This is a genomic window from Variovorax sp. CCNWLW225, from assembly GCF_037204045.1.
Taxonomy (GTDB): Bacteria; Pseudomonadota; Gammaproteobacteria; order Burkholderiales; family Burkholderiaceae_C; genus Variovorax.
Genome location: NZ_JBBCBV010000008.1, coordinates 50,169 through 67,466, shown reverse-complemented (window position 1 = coordinate 67,466; position 17,298 = coordinate 50,169). Strand labels below are relative to the sequence as shown.

General features: G+C 64.3%; 18 protein-coding genes. 14 read left to right on the top strand and 4 right to left on the bottom strand.

The window, feature by feature from the left end; translation table 11 throughout:
• Positions 1-5: 5 nt before the first annotated feature.
• From V9L20_RS15420 to V9L20_RS15410, 3 genes are all read right to left on the bottom strand, one after another.
• Positions 6-1,451 (bottom strand): sensor histidine kinase, encoded by a 1,446-nt coding sequence (locus V9L20_RS15420; protein ID WP_337297260.1) that lies wholly within the window; start codon positions 1,449-1,451, stop codon positions 6-8.
• 38 nt (positions 1,452-1,489) lie between these two features.
• A complete protein-coding gene (locus tag V9L20_RS15415; protein ID WP_157616436.1) occupies positions 1,490-2,164 on the bottom strand; it encodes a response regulator in 675 nt (224 codons plus the stop codon).
• A gap of 67 nt (positions 2,165-2,231) precedes the next feature.
• Complete coding sequence (locus V9L20_RS15410) at positions 2,232-2,717, bottom strand: MarR family winged helix-turn-helix transcriptional regulator (RefSeq protein ID WP_337297259.1); 486 nt, start codon at positions 2,715-2,717, stop codon at positions 2,232-2,234.
• Between the two features lie 146 nt (positions 2,718-2,863).
• On the opposite strand from V9L20_RS15410, the gene recA reads away from it, so the two are divergent.
• The 3 genes from recA (at position 2,864) to V9L20_RS15395 (ending at position 5,350) form a co-directional block, all read left to right on the top strand.
• Positions 2,864-3,982: a recombinase RecA gene (gene recA / locus V9L20_RS15405; RefSeq protein ID WP_337297258.1), complete on the top strand. Its 1,119-nt coding sequence runs from the start codon at positions 2,864-2,866 to the stop codon at positions 3,980-3,982.
• 48 nt (positions 3,983-4,030) lie between these two features.
• On the top strand, positions 4,031-4,495 hold the full coding sequence (gene recX, locus V9L20_RS15400) for a recombination regulator RecX (RefSeq protein WP_337297257.1): 465 nt from the start codon (positions 4,031-4,033) through the stop codon (positions 4,493-4,495).
• Positions 4,496-4,618: 123 nt separating this feature from the next.
• A complete protein-coding gene (locus tag V9L20_RS15395) occupies positions 4,619-5,350 on the top strand; it encodes a hypothetical protein (RefSeq protein WP_337297256.1) in 732 nt (243 codons plus the stop codon).
• A gap of 25 nt (positions 5,351-5,375) precedes the next feature.
• On the opposite strand, the gene argC is transcribed toward V9L20_RS15395, so the two are convergent.
• A complete protein-coding gene (gene argC / locus V9L20_RS15390; protein ID WP_337297255.1) occupies positions 5,376-6,299 on the bottom strand; it encodes an N-acetyl-gamma-glutamyl-phosphate reductase in 924 nt (307 codons plus the stop codon).
• Positions 6,300-6,505: 206 nt separating this feature from the next.
• On the opposite strand from argC, the gene sucC reads away from it, so the two are divergent.
• From sucC to pilV, 11 genes are all read left to right on the top strand, one after another.
• Positions 6,506-7,672: an ADP-forming succinate--CoA ligase subunit beta gene (sucC, locus tag V9L20_RS15385; protein ID WP_337297254.1), complete on the top strand. Its 1,167-nt coding sequence runs from the start codon at positions 6,506-6,508 to the stop codon at positions 7,670-7,672.
• Between the two features lie 10 nt (positions 7,673-7,682).
• Complete coding sequence (sucD, locus tag V9L20_RS15380) at positions 7,683-8,576, top strand: succinate--CoA ligase subunit alpha (RefSeq protein WP_007828710.1); 894 nt, start codon at positions 7,683-7,685, stop codon at positions 8,574-8,576.
• 98 nt (positions 8,577-8,674) lie between these two features.
• Positions 8,675-9,361 carry a TerC family protein gene (locus V9L20_RS15375; RefSeq protein ID WP_337297253.1) on the top strand — a complete coding sequence of 229 codons (687 nt, stop codon included), beginning with the start codon at positions 8,675-8,677 and terminating at the stop codon, positions 9,359-9,361.
• A gap of 26 nt (positions 9,362-9,387) precedes the next feature.
• On the top strand, positions 9,388-10,194 hold the full coding sequence (locus V9L20_RS15370) for a Stp1/IreP family PP2C-type Ser/Thr phosphatase (RefSeq protein WP_337297252.1): 807 nt from the start codon (positions 9,388-9,390) through the stop codon (positions 10,192-10,194).
• Between the two features lie 70 nt (positions 10,195-10,264).
• A complete protein-coding gene (locus tag V9L20_RS15365) occupies positions 10,265-10,915 on the top strand; it encodes an FHA domain-containing protein (RefSeq protein ID WP_258503006.1) in 651 nt (216 codons plus the stop codon).
• Positions 10,916-10,942: 27 nt separating this feature from the next.
• Positions 10,943-13,204: a CHASE2 domain-containing protein gene (locus tag V9L20_RS15360; protein ID WP_337297251.1), complete on the top strand. Its 2,262-nt coding sequence runs from the start codon at positions 10,943-10,945 to the stop codon at positions 13,202-13,204.
• 29 nt (positions 13,205-13,233) lie between these two features.
• Positions 13,234-14,037 (top strand): 3',5'-cyclic-nucleotide phosphodiesterase, encoded by an 804-nt coding sequence (locus V9L20_RS15355; RefSeq protein WP_337297250.1) that lies wholly within the window; start codon positions 13,234-13,236, stop codon positions 14,035-14,037.
• Positions 14,038-14,239: 202 nt separating this feature from the next.
• Entirely contained in the window at positions 14,240-14,782 is a 543-nt protein-coding gene (locus V9L20_RS15350; RefSeq protein ID WP_337297249.1) for a pilin, read from the top strand.
• Positions 14,783-14,951: 169 nt separating this feature from the next.
• Complete coding sequence (tfpZ, locus tag V9L20_RS15345) at positions 14,952-15,686, top strand: TfpX/TfpZ family type IV pilin accessory protein (RefSeq protein WP_337297248.1); 735 nt, start codon at positions 14,952-14,954, stop codon at positions 15,684-15,686.
• A gap of 560 nt (positions 15,687-16,246) precedes the next feature.
• Complete coding sequence (locus V9L20_RS15340; RefSeq protein WP_337297247.1) at positions 16,247-16,729, top strand: GspH/FimT family pseudopilin; 483 nt, start codon at positions 16,247-16,249, stop codon at positions 16,727-16,729.
• Positions 16,726-17,295 carry a type IV pilus modification protein PilV gene (gene pilV / locus V9L20_RS15335; RefSeq protein ID WP_337297246.1) on the top strand — a complete coding sequence of 190 codons (570 nt, stop codon included), beginning with the start codon at positions 16,726-16,728 and terminating at the stop codon, positions 17,293-17,295. The genes V9L20_RS15340 and pilV overlap by 4 nt, the downstream gene beginning before the upstream one ends.
• Positions 17,296-17,298: the final 3 nt, after the last annotated feature.

Below are 17,298 nucleotides of genomic sequence, written 5' to 3'. Positions count from 1 at the left end.
GCAGCTCATGGCGCCAGTTCTTCGCCCTCGAAGCGCACCGTGAAGCGCGCGCCCGGCGGTTGCCGGCCCGGATGCGCGTCTTCGAGCTTGACCTGCGCATGGTGCTGGTTGGCAATCTCCCGCACGATCGGCAAACCCAGCCCGGAGCCGTCGGCCTCGTTGCCCAGCACGCGGTAGAACGGCTCGAACACCAGCTCGCGGTCGGATTCCGCAATGCCCGGGCCGTTGTCTTCCACCTGCAGCAGCACCACGTGCCCGAAAGGGTCGGCCAGCACGCGCGCGGTGATCACGCCCGGCCGCTCGGGGGTGGAGGGCGTGTAGTTGATGGCGTTGTCGACCAGGTTGCGCACCAGTTCCTTCAGCAGGGTCGGGTTGCCTTCGAGCACCACGCCGGGCGCACCCGCTTCGGCGCCGTCGTAGCCCAGGTCGATGCGCTTTTCGATGGCGCGCGGCACGGCTTCGCGCACCACTTCAATGGTGAGCCGGGCCAGATCGCAGGGCTGGCGGCCCGTGCCGGCGCCGGTGCTTTCGGCGCGCGCGAGCGAGAGCAGCTGGTTCACCGTGTGCGTGGCGCGCACGCTGGCACGGCCGATCTGCTTGAGCGACTGCTTCAGCTCGTCGGCGTTGGCGCCTTCACGCTGCGCCAGGTCGGCCTGCATGCGCAGGCCCGCGAGCGGCGTCTTGAGCTGGTGCGCCGCGTCGGCGAGAAAGCGCTTTTGCGTGTGGATCGAGTCGTTGAGCTTGTCGAGCAGCTCATTGACCGAAGACACCAGCGGCACCACTTCGAGCGGCACCGACGATTCGTCGAGCGGACTCAGGTCGCCCGGGCGCCGCTCGCGGATGCGCGCCTCCACCACCGACAGCGGCTTGATGCCGCGCACCAGCGCCAGCCAGATCAGCAGCACCGCGAGCGGCAGGATCGCGAATTGCGGCAGCAGCACGCCCTTGATGATCTCGGTGGCCAGCACCGACTGCTTCTCGCGCGTCTCGGCCACCTGCAGCAGCGCGGGCGCCGAATCGTCGTCGCCGTCGGCCAGCCAGAGCGAGGCCACGCGAACCGGTTTGCCGCGCATTTCGCCGTTGCGCAACGTGACCACGCCCGGCACCGGGGGCTCGTCGGTGTTGGGATGCGGCACGTCGGACTCGCCGCTCAGCAGCTTGCCGTGGCTGTCGAGCAGCTGGTAGTACACGCGGTCGGCGTCGTCGGCCCGCAAGATTTCGCGCGCCGGCTGCGGCAGCACGAACTGCGTCTGGCCCTGCTGTACCGTGACGAGCCGCGCCAGCGTCTGCACGTTGTATTCGAGCGCGCGGTCGAAGGGCGCATTGGCAATGCCCTGTGCCACCAGCCACGTGACGCCGATGCTCACCGGCACCAGCAGCAGCAGCGGCGTGAGCATCCAGTCGAGGATCTCGCCGAACAGGGAGCGCTGCGCGCGTTGGAACAGTTTCAAGGCTTACGGCCTCCGAAGCCGCGGGGCAAGCCCGCGTGTCATTGCTGGATTTTTTCGAGGCAGTAGCCGAGGCCGCGAACCGTGGCAATGCGCACCGGCCCCTTCTCGATCTTCTTGCGCAGGCGGTGGATGTAGACCTCGATCGCGTTCAGGCTCACTTCCTCGCCCCATTCGCACAGGCGCTCCACCAGCTGGTCCTTGCTGACCAAGCGGCCCGCGCGCTGCAGCAGCACCTCGAGCAGGCCGAGTTCGCGCGCCGAGAGCTCGACCATCTTGCCGTCGATGGTCGCCACGCGGCCGGCCTGGTCGTACACCAGCGGACCGTGCCGGATGGTGTTGCTGGTGGCACCCATGCCGCGCCGCGTGAGCGCCCGCACGCGCGCTTCGAGCTCTTGCAGGCTGAAGGGCTTGGCCATGTAGTCGTCGGCGCCGTGGTCCAGGCCCTTGACGCGTTCTTCCACGCTGTCGGCCGCGGTGAGCACCAGCACGGGCAACTGCGAACCACGGGCACGCAGGCGCTTGAGGATCTCGATGCCGTGCAGGTTGGGCAGCCCGAGGTCGAGGATCAGCAGGTCGAACTCGCTGTGCGTCATGAGCGCGGTGTCGGCCTGCGAACCGTTCGCCACGTGGTCGACCGCCGCGCCCGAGGTGCGCAGGCTGCGCAGCAGGGCATCGGCCAGCACCTGGTCGTCTTCGGCAATCAGAATCCGCATGAGCCACCTCCGGCCGGTTCGGGCGCCGCGCCGGCGCCGTTCACATTTGTCTCTCTCCCAGCCGAGTCTAGCCCGCTGTGTACGCTTCCAGACCGATGGTTACCACCGTGGCGACGTCGTTGCCGACGCTGGCGCGGAATTCGCGCTCGGCCTGCGTGACTGCGCCGCGAAAGGCGTCGAGCCATGCCAATCCGTCGGCGGTGAAAAGCACGCGCCGCGCCCGCGCATCGAGGGGGTCGGGCCCGCGGGTGACCAGGCCCCAGGCTTCGCACTGGTCTACCAGCGCGCCCATGGCCTGCTTGGTCATGCCGGCGCGCTCGGCCAGCTCGGTCAGGCGCGAACCTTCGCGCGCCAGGTGCCGCGTGATGTGGATGTGCGCGGCGCTCACCTGGGCGCGGGCGGCCAGGTTCGACAGCGCCAGCGGCACTTCGACGTCATGCGCCATGAGCTCGAGCACGCGCTCGTCGAAGCGGCGCATCGCATGGCCCAGCAGGCGGCCCAGGTGGGTTTGCCGCCAGGCATCGGGATCGGTCGGAAAAGCATTTTCGGCCATGGCCCAAATGGTAAAGCAAACTGACTAAAAAATGGGTTTACTGAAACCAATGAGCCCCTACACTACTGTTCAAGCATCCAGCCTGTAATTAAAAGCAGATGGATGGCAGTCACACACAAACCGTTGATTTTCAAGGAGATTTCCACATGGACGCAGTCGTCAAGGGCGCAAGCATCTCGGTCGCCAACAGTGAAAAGGCCAAGGCCCTGCAAGCCGCGCTGGCGCAAATCGAAAAGCAGTTCGGCAAGGGCACGATCATGCGGCTCGGCGAAGGCGAGGCGCTTGAAGACATCCAGGTGGTCTCCACCGGTTCGCTCGGCCTGGACATCGCGCTCGGCGTCGGCGGCCTGCCGCGCGGCCGCGTCATCGAAATCTACGGCCCTGAATCGTCGGGCAAGACCACGCTCACGCTACAGGTCATTGCCGCCATGCAAAAGCAGGCCGGCACCTGCGCCTTCGTCGACGCCGAGCATGCGCTCGACGTGCAATACGCCCAGAAGCTCGGCGTGAACCTGTCCGACCTGCTGATCAGCCAGCCCGACACCGGCGAGCAGGCGCTCGAAATCGTCGATTCGCTGGTGCGCTCGGGCGCCGTCGACCTGATCGTGGTCGACTCGGTCGCCGCGCTCACCCCCAAGGCCGAAATCGAAGGCGAAATGGGCGACTCGCTGCCCGGCCTGCAGGCCCGCCTGATGAGCCAGGCGCTGCGCAAGCTCACCGCCACCATCAAGAAGACCAATTGCATGGTCATCTTCATCAACCAGATCCGCATGAAGATCGGCGTGATGTTCGGCTCGCCCGAAACCACCACCGGCGGCAATGCGCTGAAGTTCTACGCCTCGGTGCGCCTGGACATCCGCCGCATCGGCACCATCAAGAAGGGCGACGAGGCCATCGGCAACGAAACCAAGGTGAAGGTGGTGAAGAACAAGGTCAGTCCTCCGTTCAAGACGGCCGAGTTCGACATCCTGTTCGGCGAAGGCATCAGCCGCGAAGGCGAAATCATCGACATGGGCGTGAACGCCAAGATCCTCGACAAATCGGGCGCTTGGTACGCCTACAACGGCGAAAAGATCGGCCAGGGCCGCGACAACGCACGCGAATTCCTGCGCGAGAACCCCGAGCTGTCGCGCGAAATCGAGAACAAGGTGCGCGAATCGCTGGGCATTCCGCTGCTGGCGGCCGATGCCGACACCCCGGGCGCCGAAAAGGCCGAGAAGCCTGCGAAGGCAGCCAAGGCCGAGAAGGCCGACAAGGGCGAGTAAGCAAGGTACGGCGCGGCCTCTCGCGGGCCGCGCAAGCGACCACCAGGCATGGCATTCGGTGCCCCCTCACTCAAAGGCCGGGCGTTGCGGCTCCTGAGCCAGCGCGAGCATTCGCGCGCGGAGCTGGAGCGCAAGCTGGCCAGGCATGAAGAAGAGCCCGGCACGCTGGCCCGCGCGCTCGATGAACTGGCCGCCAAGGACTTCATCAGCGAGCCGCGCGTGGTGGCTTCGGTACTGAACCAGCGCGCCGCCCGCTCGGGCGCACTGCGGGTGCGCCAGGAGCTGCAGGCCAAGGGCATTGCGCCCGAAGCCATCGCACAAGCCGTGGCCAGCCTGCAAGACACCGAAGTAGAGCGCGCCACCGCCTTGTGGCGCCGCCGTTTCGACGCACCGCCCGCCGATGCGAAGGAGCGCGCCAAGCAAATGCGCTTTCTGATGGCGCGCGGCTTTTCGGGCGCGGTGGTGGCCAAGGTACTCAGGAGCGATTTTGACGGCGATAGCGGCGGCGAATGAAGCAAGGGTTGTCGGCCGCATCGCTGTGCGAGCGATGCTGAAGATGACGCGAGTGGCATGATCGGCGCGGGCCGGTCCCGCACGAGGACCGCCTTCATATAAAACTTCGGAGGAGGAACTCTCATGTCTTCAGGACCTGCAGGCCAGCCGTCGCTCGTGCGCACGGGCGCCAAGGCCGGCGCCGCCTTCATCGGATCGGTGGTCAAGGGCGGCTTGCTCTCGCTCATCCTCGGTGGCGGCGCCTTCTTCTATTACCTGAGCCAACTCCAGGGGCCAGGCAATGCGGGGGCGCGTGCGGGCGGCGCCGGTGCTGCGCTCGCGTTGATCACATCGCCTCCGCTGCTGGTCGCGGTGCTGCTGCTTCTCTTCGTGGTCGTCTACGTGATGCTGGGTGTGCAGCAGGGCCGGGCCAAGGCGATGCAACACCTGGTGGCGGCGCGGGGCGAGGCCGTGTCCGAGCGGCTGGGCGGCGCTATCGCAGGCCGCATCGAAGCCATGCCGCGCACACACGGCACGCTGCAGCGTGCGGCCGACTGGCTGTCCGTCGACGCGCTGAGCAAGCAGCTTGCGCCGGTGCTGGGTGAGGGCAAGGCGGTGCGCGCGGTGGTCGGCTTTGTGCTCAACCGTTTGCCATTGAGCGACATGCTCGCCGAATGGCAACAAGGCCGTGCGGAACACGGCCTGCCGGCGGCCGCAGAAGAGGGCGCGGCGCAAGATCCCGCGCTGCGCGCCCTGCTCACGCGCCGCATCAACGAAACGCTGCAGGAGATGGCGGAGCCCTCGAGCAAGCCGCTCTACATTGCGCTGGGCGCGCACGCGGTGCTGTTGGGCGTCGGCCTTTGGCTCGTCAGGTGAACTGACTGGGAACGGTGGCTGGCGCTCAGAGCGCCAGCATCAGCTTCAGGTTCTGCACCGCGGCGCCGCTGGCGCCCTTGCCCAGGTTGTCCAGCCGCGCAATCACCACCGCATGGCGGTGGTCTTCGTTCGGGAACACGCGAATCTCAAGCTCGTTGGTGTCGTTGAGCGCCAGCGCGTCGAGCTTGCCGTTGTCGGTAGGCGGCAGCACCTTCACGAACTGCTCGGGTGTGTTGCTCCTGGCGTAGTGCGCGGCAATGGCGTCGTGCAGGTCGCCGGCCTTCGGCTTGCCGGGCAGCAGGTCGAGGTGCAGCGGCAGCTGCACGAGCATGCCCTGCTTGAAATTGCCCACCGAAGGAATGAAGACGGGCCGGCGGGTGAGGCCGGTGTACTTCATGATTTCAGGAATGTGCTTGTGCTTGAGGCCGAGCGCGTAGGTTTCGAAGAGCGGCGCCTTGCCGCCCTCGTAGTCCTCGATCATGGCCCGTCCGCCACCCGAATAGCCGCTGACCGAGGGCAGCGAAACCGGGAAGTCGGCCGGCAGCAGGCCCGCATCGACCAGCGGGCGCACGATGGCGATGGCGCCCGTGGCATAGCAGCCCGGGTTGCCGACGCGGTCGGCCGCGGCCACGGCCTGCCAATGGCCTTCCACCAGTTCAGGGAAGCCGAACACCCAGCCCGGCGCCACGCGGTGCGCGGTGGAGGCGTCGATGATCTTGGGCTTCTTGCCCGGCAACTGGTCGATCAGCGCGACCGACTCGCGGGCCGCGTCGTCGTGCAGGCACAGCACCACCAGGTCGACGCCGGCCATGAGTTCGCGCTTGGCGTTCACGTCTTTTCGCAGCTCGGGCGCAATGCTCACGAGCTCGATCTGCGGCATCGTCTGGAGCCGCTCGCGAATTTGCAAGCCGGTGGTACCGGCTTCGCCGTCGATGAAAACCTTGGCCATATCGGAGTATCCGTGGGGTCGCTAGAAGAAAGTACGTATTGACCGCAAGGTCACGTCGAGTATTGGTGCGCCGCACCATGATACAGTCCGCGGTTGTTCGCCGCCCCCAGCCGTCAGGTTGCCGTCGCCCGCGAACAACAGAGCCAAAGACGCCTCAGACCCCAGATCTCCCGTTCTCAACTTCCTCCTTCCGAGAGACAACCCTCATGAAGATTCACGAGTACCAAGGCAAGGAAATTCTTGCCAAGTTCGGCGTGCCGGTGCCGCGCGGCATTCCGGCCTATACGGTTCAGGAGGCGGTCGAGGCCGCCCAGAAACTTGGAGGCCCGGTCTGGGTCGTCAAGGCCCAGATTCACGCGGGTGGCCGCGGCAAGGGCGGCGGCGTCAAGGTCGCCAAGTCCATCGAGGACGTCAAGAAGCTCGCCGGCGAAATCCTCGGCATGCAGCTCAAGACCCACCAGACCGGCCCCGAAGGCCAGAAGGTGCGCCGCCTCTACATCGAAGATGGCGCCGACATCAACAAGGAATACTACGTCTCGGCCGTGACGGACCGCGCCACGCAGAAGATCGCGTTCATCGCCTCGAGCGAAGGCGGCATGGACATCGAGGAAGTGGCCCACTCCACGCCCGAGAAGATCATCACGGTCTACGCCGACCCCAAGGAAGGCCTGACCGACGCGCAAGCCAAGGAAATTGCCGACGGCATCGGCATGCCGGCCGACTCGACCGCACAGACGGTCGACATCCTGAAGAAGCTCTACACCTGCTACATGGAGACGGACGCCTCGCTGGTCGAGATCAACCCGCTCAACCGTGACAGCAAGGGCAAGGTCATGGCGCTGGACGCCAAGTTCAACTTCGACAGCAACGCGCTGTTCCGCCACCCCGAGATCGTGGCCCTGCGCGACCTCGACGAAGAAGACGCAGCCGAAGTCGAAGCCTCGAAGTTCGACCTCGCCTACATCTCGCTCGACGGCAACATCGGCTGCCTGGTGAACGGTGCCGGCCTGGCCATGGCCACCATGGACACCATCAAGCTGTTCGGCGGCGAGCCGGCCAACTTCCTGGACGTGGGCGGCGGCGCCACCCCCGAGAAGGTCACCGAAGCCTTCAAGATCATGCTGAAGAACAAGAATGTCGAGGCCATCCTCGTCAACATCTTCGGCGGCATCATGAAGTGCGACACCATCGCCACCGGCGTGATCGCAGCCTGCAAGGCCGTGAACCTGCAAGTGCCGCTGGTCGTGCGCATGAAGGGCACCAACGAAGTCGAAGGCAAGAAGCTGCTGGCCGAATCGGGCCTGCCGATCATCAGCGCCGACACCATGGCGGAAGCGGCCCAGAAGGTCGTGGCAGCAGTCAAGAAGGCCTAAGGAACAAGTCATGTCGATCTACATCAACAAAGACACCAAAGTCATCACGCAAGGCATTACCGGCAAGACCGGTCAGTTCCACACTGAAAAGTGCCAGGAATACGCGAACGGCAAGAACGCCTTCGTGGCAGGCGTGAACCCCAAGAAGGCCGGCGAGTCGATCTTCAACATCCCGATCTTCGGCTCGGTGAAGGAAGCCGCTTCGCAAACCGGCGCCACCGTGTCGGTGATCTACGTGCCGCCGGCAGGCGCGGCCGCCGCCATCTGGGAAGCCGTCGAGGCCGACCTGGACCTGGCGATCTGCATCACCGAAGGCATTCCGGTTCGCGACATGCTCGAAGTGCGCAACAAGATGAAGGCCAAGGAAGCGGCCGGCGGCAAGAAGACCTTGCTGCTGGGCCCGAACTGCCCCGGCCTGATCACGCCCGACGAAATCAAGATTGGCATCATGCCCGGCCACATTCACCGCAAGGGCCGCATCGGCGTGGTCTCGCGCTCGGGCACGCTCACGTATGAAGCCGTGGCACAGCTCACCGAAATCGGCCTCGGCCAATCGTCGGCAGTGGGCATCGGCGGCGACCCGATCAACGGCCTGAAGCACATCGACGTGATGAAGGCTTTCAACGACGATCCGGACACCGACGCGGTCATCATGATCGGCGAAATCGGCGGACCGGACGAAGCCGACGCGGCCCGCTGGTGCAAGGAACACATGAAGAAGCCGGTGGTCGGCTTCATCGCCGGTGTTACCGCTCCTCCCGGCAAGCGCATGGGCCACGCCGGCGCGCTGATCTCGGGCGGCGCCGATACGGCCGATGCCAAGCTCGCCATCATGGAAGAGTGCGGCTTCACCGTCACGCGCAACTTCTCGGAGCTGGCAAAGCTGCTCAAGGCACAGCTCTAAACCGCAGCAGACCTTCTCTCTGCGCACCACGCAAAAAGAAAAAAGCGCCCGCAAACCCTGCGGGCGCTTTTTTCACTACAACACAGTGGAAAAGAGACATGGAACTCCTTCAAAGCACCGATTTCTGGATCGGCCTGGTCAAGATTGTCTGGATCAACATCATTCTTTCGGGTGACAACGCCGTGGTGATTGCCATGGCTGCCCGTTCCCTGCCGCCCGCGCAGCAGCAAAAAGCCGTGCTGTTCGGCTCGGGCGCGGCCGTGGTGCTGCGCATCGTGCTGACCATCGTCGCGGCCAGGCTGCTGGCGCTGCCGTACCTGCAGATCGTCGGCGGCCTGCTGCTGCTGTGGATCGGCCTGCAGCTCCTGGGCGAGGAAGAAGAGGATGACGGCGAGGCCAAGGAATACGGCAGCATGCTCGCTGCCGTGCGCACCATCCTGCTGGCCGACCTGGTCATGAGCCTGGACAACGTCATTGCCGTGGCGGCTGCCGCGCAAGGCAGCATGGTGCTGCTGGTGCTCGGCCTCGCAATCAGCATTCCGCTGGTGATTTTTGGCAGTACGCTCATGATCAAGCTCATGGAACGTTTTCCGATCATCGTCATGCTGGGTGCCGCCCTGATCGGCTGGGTCGGCGGGGAGACGATTGCAAGCGACCTCTCGCTGCATGGCGTGCTCGCGGCCAACCCCTGGCTGCACTATGCGGCCGCGGCCGCCGGTGCGTTCTTTGTCGTGGCCGCCGGCCGCTTGCTGCAGCAGCGCGCACGCGCTGCGGCCGGGCACTGAATGCCGCGCGCCCACGCTTGTACACAATGGTGAGCGTCGGCGCGTCCCTCTTTTCCAATCGGCCCCCGCTGTCCTGGGAGTTCGCCGCGCTCACCGACGTGGGGCGCGCGCGCGCCCACAACGAGGACGATCTCCATGTCGATCCGGCGCTCGGCCTTGCCGTGCTGGCCGACGGCATGGGTGGCTACAAGGGCGGCGAAGTGGCCAGTGCCATGGCCGTGTCGCTGGTGCACGCCAGTTTTGGCCGGTGGTTCGCGCAAGCCGGCCCCCAGGCGCCCGCGCGGGTGATCCGGCGTGCCTTGCAGGCCGCCACCGACGAGGCGAATTCGGCCATTCTCGAAGCCGGCATTGCCAACGAGGAGCTGCAGGGCATGGGAACGACCCTGGTGCTGGCGGCTTTCCGGCCCCAGCGCGTGCTGGTCGGCCACATCGGCGATTCGCGCTGCTACAGGCTTCGCAACAACAAGCTCGAGCAGCTCACGCGCGACCATTCGCTGCGCCAGCAGCAACTCGACGCGGGCGCAATCACCGCCGAGGAGGCGCTGCATTCGCCGCACCGCAACCTCGTGACCCGGGCCGTGGGTGTAGAGGCGCAGGTGGTGCTCGAAATGCATGAGCACACCGCAAGGCCCGACGACCTGTATATGCTGTGCTCCGACGGACTCAGCGAGATGATTTCGGATGCGCAGCTTTTCACGCTTTTGAACCACGATGTCGGACTTCAGCAGAAAGCATCACTTTTGGTTGCAATTGCAAACGACAATGGCGGACGGGATAACATTTCCGTTGTCCTGGCAAAAGCGCGCGTCGGCGATGCGCCTGCTGCCGCCTAGCCCCAGGCCCGAGCGACCGCCCGTTGTTCCGCCTGCCACCAACCAATTTCTGTAAATCGGGGAGTCGGCAATGCCGAAAATGATCATTTCGATCGATGGCGTTGTCATCGAACAAGTGGCGCTCGCCAAGGACCGCACCACGCTGGGACGGCGCGCCTACAACGACATCGTCATCGACAACCTGGCGGTGAGCGGCGAGCATGCCGTGCTGCACATGCGCGGCGGCGAAGTCGAAATTGAAGACCTCAACAGCACCAACGGCACCTACGTCAATGCGCTCGTCGTCCAGAAGCAGGTGCTCAAGGACAACGACGTCATCGAGCTCGGCGGCTGCCGCATTCACTTTCGCGCCCGCAACAACCTGGAGCCCGGCGCGGGCTCGGTGCACAACGTGTCGGACGATTTTTCGTCCCCCATTCCCCTCTCGTCCGCACCGACCGAAGCCGGCGCGCTGGTCGAACTGGGCGTTCCGGTGCTGCGTGAACTCTCGGACACCGGCGGCGGCCAGGACCTGCCGCTGCAGAAGGTCGTCACCACCATCGGCAAGCCCGGCGTGGCCGTGGCAGTTGTCACGCGCCGGCGCCAAGGCTATGTGGCGGCCAGCGTCATGGGCGAGGTCAGGCTCAACGGCAATCCCCTTGGTACCGACGCCGTCGGCTTGCAGGAACGCGACGTGCTGGAACTCGGCGGCGCCACGCGCATGCAGTTCGTGCGGGTCTGAGCTCAGGGCCCGCGTAGCGCCGACGCCATGAATGCGCTCCGGCGGCATTGGCCACGCATCGTCATTACCCTGCTGCCGGTTTTGCTGGCCTTGGCGCATGCCACCGGCGCCTGGCGCCTGAGCGTGCTCGACCACCTCGACCACCTGATCTACGACACCCGCCTGCGCGCCACCATGCCGGGCACGCTCGACCCCCGCATCGTGATCGTGGACGTCGACGACGCCAGCCTGGCGCGGCAAGGGCAATGGCCCTGGGCGCGCGACAAGCTGGCCCGGCTGACCAGGGAACTCACGGGGCGCCAGCAAGTGGCGGTGCTGGGCTTCGACGTGATGTTCGTCGAGCCGGACCGAAGCTCCGGCCTCGACAAGCTGCGGCAGATTGCGCGCGGCCCGCTTCGCGACATGCCGGGGCTTGCCGGTGAAATCGAACGCGTGGCGCCATCGCTCGACAACGACGCCATCTTTGCCAGGGCACTGGACGGCCAGCGCGTGGCCCTGGGCTATTACTTCACGCGGACCGAAAAGCCCGGCGCCAAGGGGCAGCTGCCGGCAACGCCGCTGTTGCTGCCCGAAGCCTTTCCGGCGGGCCATGGTTACGCCACCGAGTGGAACGGCTTCGGCGCCAACCTTCCGGTGCTGGCGGCCGCCGCGCCCGCATCGGGTTTTCTCAACACGCTGGTTACCTCGAGCGACGAGGGCATCATTCGCACCGTGCCGCTCATTGCCCGCTATGAGGGCGACAGCGGCCGGCCGGGGTATTACGAATCGCTGGGCCTGGCCGTCTACCGGCTCGCCAATGGCATGCCCCCCGTGCTGCCGGCCTTTGCATCGGGCGGTGCCGTGCCCCGGCTGCAATCGCTCATCGTGGGCGGTCTGCGCGTGCCGGTCGACGCCACGGCCAGCATGCAGGTGCCGTTTCGCGGCCTGGGTGGGGCGAACGGCGGCTCGTTCCGCTACGTGCCGGCCAGCGACGTGCTCGAGGGCCGCCTCGCGCCGGGCGAACTGAAGGGCCGCATCGTGCTTGTGGGCGCCACCGCGCCGGGCCTGCAAGACCTGCGCGCGACGCCCGTGGGTGCCGCTTTCCCTGGGGTCGAGGTGCATGCCAACGTGGTGTCGGCCATGCTCGACCGCCGCCTGCTCGCGGTGCCCGACTACGCGCCCGGCTACGAGGTGCTGAACGTGCTGGCCGCGGGCCTCGTGCTGGCGCTGGGCCTCACGCTGCTGCCGGCGCCGCGGGCCGTCGTGCTGGGCATCGTCACAGCTGCCGTGCTGGTCGGCGTGAACGCCTGGCTCTACCAGAACCACAGCCTCGTGCTTCCACTGGCGTCGGCGATGGCCATGGCGGCGCTGGCTTTCGTTTTCAACATGGGTTGGGGCTACTTCATCGAGGCCCGCGCGCGCCGCGGGCTGGCGCGGCTTTTCGGCACCTACGTGCCGCCCGAACTCGTCGACGAAATGCTCGTGACCCCCGGCCGCTACAGCATGCGCGCCGAGAGCAAGAACATGACCGTCATGTTCTGCGACATGCGCGAGTTCACCCGCCTTTCGGAGCAGATGACCCCGGCCGAGCTGCAGGCCTTTCTCAACACCCTGTTCAACCGGCTCACCAGCGTGATCAGCGCGCACCGCGGCACCGTCGACAAATACATGGGCGACTGCGTCATGGCCTTCTGGGGCGCGCCCATCGACACCCCCGACCACGCCACCCTTGCCGTGCGCGCCGCGCTCGAAATGGCCGAAGCCGTGCGCGACATCAACAAGCTTCACGTTGCCGACGGGCGCCCGCAGATCAGCGTGGGCATCGGCATCAACAGCGGCGTAATGAGCGTCGGCGACATGGGCTCCGCGGCGCGGCGCAGCTACACCGTCGTGGGCGATGCGGTCAACCTCGCGTCCCGGCTCGAGGGCCTCAGCGCGCACTACGGCGTGGAGATCGTCGCCAGCGGCGCCACCCGCGAACTCGCGCCCGGCTTTCTCTGGCAGGAGCTCGACAGCGTACTTGTCAAAGGCAAGGCCCAGGCCATTACCGTGTTCACTCCTCTCGCGCCCGACGCCGCGCCCCAAACCGCCGCCGCACAACAGCAAGCCGAGCAACTGCACCGCTGGGCCGGCGTTCTGGACGCCTACCGCCGCCAGGACTGGGCTGCCGGCCGAAACTTGCTGGACCCGCTGCTCGCCGCGGATGCCAAAAAAGTCCTTTACCAGCTCTACGCGCAGCGATTAGCCTCCATGGCATTGCGGCCTTACGACCCTGAATGGGACGGCGCAACCCGGTTCGAAACCAAATGACGACAGGCACAAGCAGGGGGTCTTTCACAATGCAGGTTCGCGTGCTGGGTTGCTCGGGCGCCATCGCCAAGGACTGCCGGACCACATCGTTCCTGGTCGACACCGACCTGCTCGTCGATGCCGGCACCGGCGTGGGCGACCTCACGCTCGACGAAATGGCAGGCATCGACGACGTAGTGCTTACTCACTGCCATCTCGACCACATCGCGGCGCTCCCCCTCATGCTCGACGCCGTCGGCGCCCGCCGTACCCGCCCCGTGCGCGTACACGCCCTGCGCTCCACCATCGAAGCGCTGCGCGCCCATGTGTTCAACAACGTCATCTGGCCCGACTTTGAAACCATTCCAAGCCCGCAGGCGCCCTTCGTAAGCTTTCACGACATAACAGTCGGCCAAGTCCTGCAGCTTGGCAGCGCAAGCCCCAAGCGCATCGAGGTTCTCCCCGCCGTTCACACCGTGCCCGCCTGCGGCTTTGCCGTGTGCCGCGCCGAGGGCGGCGCCAACTGGGTTTTTACCGGCGACACCGAACGCAACGCTCCCTTCTGGGACCGCGTCAACGCGCTGGACGTGGCGATGCTGGTCATCGAAACGGCCTTCAGCAATCGCGAGCAGGCGCTGGCGGAACGCAGCCTGCACCTGTCGCCCCGCGTGCTGGCCGACGAGCTGGCGCTTATCGACCCCGGCAAGCACTACCCGATCTACATCACCCATACCAAGCCGGCTGAAACTGAAGAAATCATGAGCCAGATCCAGCTGCTGGCCGGGCATCAGGTGCCGGGGTTGGCGCAGCGGGATATCCGGTGGTTGAAGGCGAATGGGGTGCTGACTTTTTGAGCCCTAGGCAGGCTGGCATGACAAATTTGTCACGTTTTGGGGCGTTTGCAAACGGTTTGTGTCACTCGATGTAACTTGTGTACGTATGAAGTGACCGGTTTCGTCGGCCAAACGCTCGAAACGGGGTGGCACAGATGCTGCGGTAGGTACTGCGCTCCGGGCTTGGTTCCCGGGCTGTACAAACCAACCTGGAGTTTTTCAAATGAACCGTCGTTCCATCGCACGCAACGTGCAAAAGGGTTTCACCCTTATCGAATTGATGATCGTTGTGGCGATCATTGGTATCTTGGCTGCTGTGGCTCTGCCGGCGTATCAGGACTACACCATTCGCAGCCGTGTGGCAGAAGGTCTGTCGCTGGCTTCGGAAGCGAAGGTCACGGTGGCCGACAACGCCGCGAATGGCTCGCCCGACGCAAATGGCGGTTTGGCTGCAGGAATGCGTACGGGCGCTGCAACGACTTGCGTCGCAGCGGGTACTTGCGTCAACCCAATCGGCTCCACGAACGTGACCAGCGTTACGGTCACCACGGCGACTGGCCAGATTGACGTCCTTTACACTGCGCGCGTTGCGCCTGCTGCGACCGCAACCATTTCGCTCGTTCCCCAATCGGGTGCCGCCGCAATTGCCGCGGGCACGCCGCCCACCGCTCCAATCACTTGGACCTGCTTTGCTGCAGGCAAGACGGGCGCACCGGCTGCTGCGACTCTCCTCGGCAAGTACGCTCCTGCAGAATGCCGTGCATAAGCACGATGCTGCTGAACTAGTCAGTTTCTGACTCTTTCAAAAAAACGACGTGCTTGCACGTCGTTTTTTTTTGACAATTGGTTTCCCGGAGAGAGCGGCAAGGATTTGCCGGCTACGTTGGGTTCTATTTAGTAATTTTTGAGCGAAGTTGAAGTTCGTCTCATATATCATGATTTCCAAGTTGCGTGCATCTTTGGTCCATCTTTGTGGATCGATCTTATTGGCACTTTTCGCGGTTGGATTGGTCTACCTGCTTTGGTATCCTCCTCCCATGGCTTCGGCTTTGGGGGTGAGCGGTATTTTTTTAATTGTGCTGGCCGTTGATGTCATAGTAGGTCCCATCCTGACTTTTATTGTCTATAAAGTTGGGAAAAAAACACTGCGACTTGATTTGACTGTCATCATTGCTTTGCAGTTGAGCGCGTTTTGCTATGGATTGGGGACAATCGCTATTGCCCGACCAGCATGGCTGGTATTCAATGTTGATCGATTCGACGTCGCTCAAGCGCATGAGCTCGATACTCGTTTCGCAGTTGAGACTCGCCCTGAATTCCGCCAGCCGCCCTGGACAGGTCCCCGGTGGGTGGCGTCCCGTAGGCCCAGTGATCCAAAGAGACATAACCAGCTTGTGATGGAGTCGGCCATTGGGGGACCCGATCTACCTCAACGCCCGGACTTATACCTGCCACTCGTGGACGAAGTCGGCAGCATTAAAAACAAAGCCCACCCGTTGAACGAGCTGGCTCAGTTCAATCATAAGATAGAAATAGATACTATTCTTGCGAAATGGCCCGAGGCAAACGCTTGGCTTCCCATGATGGCTAAAGCTAGGCCAATGACAGTTTTGCTGAATAAAAATAGTGGAAAAATTGTCGCAGTTGTTGATCTCCGGCCATGGAACTGAGCCGAGTTCCTAGAGCTAACCTTCGAGTCGCTCTGCCGAGGTGCTAGCTATCGCGGAATGAAGCGCCGATTGGCGTCTTTGGTTCAAGGCTTCAATAGGTGTTGGTCAAGAATTTCTAGATCGGGCCACACTGCAGCTACCTTCGGGCGGACGAGAGGGTGAACTGCAAGAAGTGCTAGATCGATCTTTCCATCAAGTCGAGCAACTGCGCAGTCGCGCATGAATCCGGCTACACCGTTGGCGCTACCAGCGTGGCTCCAGTTTGATTGCGCACGAACGGAATACGCGTGCGTGGTCATTTGGCGGCTACTTGCGCGCCGCCCCCGGACTGCGCGCCGTTGAACTGCGTCTCCTACCGTTCGTTCTCTCGCGCGACGCATGCGAAGCACCTGCCATCAAAAGCACACACGTTTGACAGCCAAGAGCCTGCAATTCCGGACAAACGGTCATTCCGACGCGGCGAGCGGTCCGATGTTCAGGTAACAATTCGACGGACAAACGTTACCATCAGAAACGTTATCAATCCACCTTTGACACCTAGGTCAACGACCGGGCGCGCAATGAAAAACTCAACTTTGTCACCGCAGGCGCAAAAGGGCTTCACCTTGATAGAGGTGATGACTGTCGTCGCAGTGGTGGCTATTTTGGCGGCGATAGCGGCACCGTCGTTCACGACGATGATCGCGAATCAAAGGGTGACATCCGCAGCCCAGGAACTCCAGACCCTCTTCGAGTTCGCCCGCGCCGAGAGCGTTTACAAGCGCACTGAAAGCACCGTTACCGCGATGGGCCAGAAGTGGCAGGTCAAGGTAGGGAATCAAGTGCTGCGCGAGGCCACACTGTCTGATGTGGTCAGCGTCGAGCCCGACTCCGCTGGGGGGGTGGCCTTCGAGGTCTCGGGCCAGGCCCGACCTGCTTCCGGTAGTGCTCCGTACACGCTGTCCTTTTCCACGACCAATGCAACGCGCGTGCAGTGTCTCAGCGTAACCGGCCCGGGCTTGGTGCGCGTGCAACGCTTGGCAGCCGGCGAGGCTTGCCCATGAGGCCCGGAGGTCTTGTCAGAGTTTCTTCCATGAAATTCTCTCGTTCTTTTTCTTCGCCATCCCGGCAGGCGGGCCTGAGCCTCATCGAGGTTCTCATGGCTGTTCTGCTGGTGAGCATCGGCCTGCTCGGCGCCGCGGGCATGCATGTGCGCGCCATCGGATTCACCACCGACACCGAGCGGCGCCAGATGGCCTCCATGGTGGCCTCCGAACTGATGGAGACGATGCGCGGCGACACGCTCACCGCTCTGGATGCGAACGGCGCGCCCAAGGTGGATCTGGGCGGCTATGCGAAAGCGGCGGGCGCAGAACTGGCGACTGTTGCTGCGAACGATTGCAAGCCGTTGGCCGCCGAGCCGGCCAAGCGGCTGGGTTGCTGGGGCGCACGGGCCAAACAGCTCATGCCTGAACTGCCGGATGCTCTTCTCACGAGCAACTTCATCGTCGGCCTCGATGCAGGCACCGGCGTCATCTCGGTCACCGTCGCCTGGCCGGTCAAGAAGGGCCAATGTCTGGATGGATCAGAGAATGATTTTTGCTCTTACACGTTGCGATCGAGGCTCTGAGTC

Bases quoted from the DNA above. Each gene is read 5' to 3' on its own strand.
- V9L20_RS15415 (WP_157616436.1), bottom strand. From the start codon at position 2,164: ATGCGGATTCTGATTGCCGAAGACGACCAGGTGCTGGCCGATGCCCTG.
- V9L20_RS15365 (WP_258503006.1), top strand. From the start codon at position 10,265: ATGCCGAAAATGATCATTTCGATCGATGGCGTTGTCATCGAACAAGTG.
- V9L20_RS15375 (WP_337297253.1), top strand. From the start codon at position 8,675: ATGGAACTCCTTCAAAGCACCGATTTCTGGATCGGCCTGGTCAAGATT.
- V9L20_RS15355 (WP_337297250.1), top strand. From the start codon at position 13,234: ATGCAGGTTCGCGTGCTGGGTTGCTCGGGCGCCATCGCCAAGGACTGC.
- V9L20_RS15370 (WP_337297252.1), top strand. From the start codon at position 9,388: ATGGTGAGCGTCGGCGCGTCCCTCTTTTCCAATCGGCCCCCGCTGTCC.
- V9L20_RS15360 (WP_337297251.1), top strand. From the start codon at position 10,943: ATGAATGCGCTCCGGCGGCATTGGCCACGCATCGTCATTACCCTGCTG.
- recX (WP_337297257.1), top strand. From the start codon at position 4,031: ATGGCATTCGGTGCCCCCTCACTCAAAGGCCGGGCGTTGCGGCTCCTG.
- V9L20_RS15395 (WP_337297256.1), top strand. From the start codon at position 4,619: ATGTCTTCAGGACCTGCAGGCCAGCCGTCGCTCGTGCGCACGGGCGCC.
- sucD (WP_007828710.1), top strand. From the start codon at position 7,683: ATGTCGATCTACATCAACAAAGACACCAAAGTCATCACGCAAGGCATT.
- V9L20_RS15340 (WP_337297247.1), top strand. From the start codon at position 16,247: ATGAAAAACTCAACTTTGTCACCGCAGGCGCAAAAGGGCTTCACCTTG.
- V9L20_RS15350 (WP_337297249.1), top strand. From the start codon at position 14,240: ATGAACCGTCGTTCCATCGCACGCAACGTGCAAAAGGGTTTCACCCTT.
- recA (WP_337297258.1), top strand. From the start codon at position 2,864: ATGGACGCAGTCGTCAAGGGCGCAAGCATCTCGGTCGCCAACAGTGAA.
- tfpZ (WP_337297248.1), top strand. From the start codon at position 14,952: ATGATTTCCAAGTTGCGTGCATCTTTGGTCCATCTTTGTGGATCGATC.
- sucC (WP_337297254.1), top strand. From the start codon at position 6,506: ATGAAGATTCACGAGTACCAAGGCAAGGAAATTCTTGCCAAGTTCGGC.
- argC (WP_337297255.1), bottom strand. From the start codon at position 6,299: ATGGCCAAGGTTTTCATCGACGGCGAAGCCGGTACCACCGGCTTGCAA.
- pilV (WP_337297246.1), top strand. From the start codon at position 16,726: ATGAGGCCCGGAGGTCTTGTCAGAGTTTCTTCCATGAAATTCTCTCGT.
- V9L20_RS15410 (WP_337297259.1), bottom strand. From the start codon at position 2,717: ATGGCCGAAAATGCTTTTCCGACCGATCCCGATGCCTGGCGGCAAACC.